This is a genomic window from Sphingomonas sp., from assembly GCF_035490575.1.
In the GTDB taxonomy this organism is placed as follows: Bacteria; Pseudomonadota; Alphaproteobacteria; order Sphingomonadales; family Sphingomonadaceae; genus Sphingomonas.
Map to the genome: position 1 here is coordinate 1 of NZ_DATJLI010000026.1, position 2,654 is coordinate 2,654.

Annotated in this window: 2 protein-coding genes and 1 pseudogene; all 3 read right to left on the bottom strand. The window is 64.9% G+C overall.

The features are described 5' to 3' along the window. Nucleotides 1–39: 39 nt before the first annotated feature. A complete protein-coding gene (locus VL973_RS01775) occupies nucleotides 40–1,608 on the bottom strand; it encodes an amino acid permease (RefSeq protein WP_325282321.1) in 1,569 nt (522 codons plus the stop codon). A 140-nt stretch (nucleotides 1,609–1,748) separates the two neighbouring features. After that, on the bottom strand, nucleotides 1,749–2,120 hold the full coding sequence (locus tag VL973_RS01780; RefSeq protein ID WP_325282322.1) for a histidine triad nucleotide-binding protein: 372 nt from the start codon (nucleotides 2,118–2,120) through the stop codon (nucleotides 1,749–1,751). A gap of 178 nt (nucleotides 2,121–2,298) precedes the next feature. After that, nucleotides 2,299–2,613, bottom strand: a pseudogene (locus tag VL973_RS01785) (phosphoribosyl-ATP diphosphatase); the annotation flags it as partial. Nucleotides 2,614–2,654 lie beyond the last annotated feature (41 nt).

Genomic DNA, 2,654 nt, shown 5'->3' on the forward strand with positions numbered 1-2,654 from the left:
GCGGCGGGGGTCTTTTTCTTTGCCCTTTTCCAATGAGGATCAGGCGTCCTTGTAACCCGGCGTCGGCGCGCCGGGCAGCGGCGGAACCGGCTGTGGCGGGGCATCGGGATCGTCTTCATGCACGTCGATGATGCCCTGTCCGACATGGCTGCGCGAACGGCTATAGGCGAAATAGACGATGAAGCCGAGCGCCGCCCAAGCGCTGAACAGCATGATGCTGTGCGAATCGAGGCTGAAGAACAGATAGATACAGCCCGCGATCGAAATTGGCGCCGTCACCATGATGAACGGCGTGCGGAACGGCCGCTTGCGGGTCGGGTCGGTGCGACGCAGGATGATGACCGCGAACGACACCGCCGCAAAGGCGAACAGCGTGCCCGAGTTCGAGATATTGGCCAGCGCGCCGACCGGGAAGAAGGCCGCGAACAGCGCAACCGCGATGCCGGTGATGATGGTGATGACGTGCGGCGTATTGAACTTCGGGTGGATGCGGCTGAACACCGAGGGCAGCAGGCCGTCACGGCTCATCGTGAAGAAGATGCGCGTCTGGCCGAACATCATCATCAGAATGACCGAGGGGAGGGCCAAGATCGCCGCCAGCCCGACCAGATTGCCGATTGCCGGCCAGCCGATTTCACGCAGGACATAAGCCAGCGCTTCCTTGGAGCAGACCACGTCCTTGGCGCCTTCGGCCGCGCGCGCGGCGCATTGTTCGGCCAGCGCAGGGCTGCCCGGCTCCAGGATGCCGCCCAGCGCGCTCATCACCGGCTGTGCGCTGACGCCTGGTGCGCCGATGACGCCCGCCGACACCAGGATGTAGAAGATGGTGCAGAAACCCAGGCTGCCGATCAGGCCGATGGGCATGTTGCGCTGGGGATTCTTGGTCTCCTCCGCCGCGGTCGAAACCGCGTCGAAGCCGACATAGGCAAAGAAGATCGAGGCGGCGGCGGCGGAAATGCCGCCGAAGCCGAGCGGCGAGAACGGCTCGAACTGCTCCATCCGCATGACCGGAATCGCCAAGATGATGAACAGCGTCAGCGCGATGACCTTGATCGCCACCAGAATGGCGTTGATCGTCGCCGATTCCTTCGTGCCGATCACCAGCAGCCACGTCACCAGTCCGGCGATCAGCATGGCGGGCAGGTTGATGACCCCGCCGTCGAGCGGCCCCAGCACCAGCGTGCTGGGAATGTCGATGCCGAAGCTGTGCTCGATATAGCCGACCATATAGCCCGACCAGCCGACCGAAACCGCCCCCGCCGCGACCGCATATTCGAGGATCAGCGCCCAGCCGACCATCCAGGCGATAATCTCGCCCATGACGGCATAGCTGTAAGTATAGGCGGAGCCGGAAACCGGCACCATCGACGCCATTTCAGCGTAACACAGCGCGGCGACGGCGCAGACCAGGCCCGCGATGATGAAGGAAATCATCATCCCCGGGCCGGCCTTTTGCGCGGCTTCGGCGGTCAGCACGAAAATGCCGGTGCCGATCACCGCGCCGATGCCCAGCATCGTCAGTTGGAAGGCCCCCAGCGTGCGGGTGAGCGATTTCTTTTCGGCGGTCGCCAGAATGGCGTCCAGAGGCTTCACGCGCCCGAATAGCATTGAGCTGTCCCCTAGGTGCGGCTGTTGTCGCCGCATACGTTATGAAAGGGGTGAGCCTAGCCGCAAAAGTTCCATCTGCAACCGGCAAAAAACGCGCCCAGCCGCAATCCGCCATCGAGCGCCAACATTTTCGCGCCTCCTCAGCGCGAAAGCATCGGTCCCAGGGGCGCGCCTGCAAAGATATGGACGTGCAGATGCGGCACTTCCTGTCCCGCATGGCTGCCGGCATTGGTCAGCAGGCGATAGCCCGCCCCGACATGTTCGCGCGCGACATGTCCGACGGCGCGAACGAATCCCCCGATTTCCGCGTCGCTGGCCCGCGCGCTGAAATCGTCCCACGACACATAGGTGCCCTTGGGGATCACCAGCACATGCACCGGCGCCTGTGGCGCGATATCGTGGAAGGCAAAGGCGTGCTCATCCTCGTAAATCTTTTTCGCCGGTATCTCGCCGCGCAGGATGCGGGCGAAGATATTGGTGTCGTCATAGGGCTGGGTCGCGTCGATCGGCACGGTTTCAAAACTCCTCGCGGGCATTGGGCAGCGGGCGCGGGCGGCCCGGCGGCGGCGGCTCGACCGCGCGCAGCGGCACATGATCGGGCGCATGATCGGCGCCGAGCGGCAAGGGCGTCGTCGGCTGTGGGGGCTGTGACGCCGCCGCCGGTTGGGGTGGGCGTGTCGACGTGTCGACGCGCGCGGCCTTTTCGGCAAGGCCCGATAGTCCCTCCCTTCGCGCCAGTTCGGCGCGCACATCATCTAGCCGCAGCCCCGAATCAACCAGCAGCACGATCAAGTGGAACAGCAGGTCGGCGGCTTCGCTTTTCAGGCCCGCCCGGTCGCCTTGCACAGCGGCAATCGCGGCCTCGACCGCTTCCTCGCCGACCTTTTGCGCGATCTTGGCGCGGCCCTTGTCGAACAGGCGCGCGACATAGCTGCTGTCGGGATCGCCGCCGCGGCGGCTGCGGATGACGGCTTCCAGCGCGTCGAGCGGATCGGTGGCGTTCATGCCCCCTTCGCTGGGCGCGACAGGGGGCGATTGTCAACGCC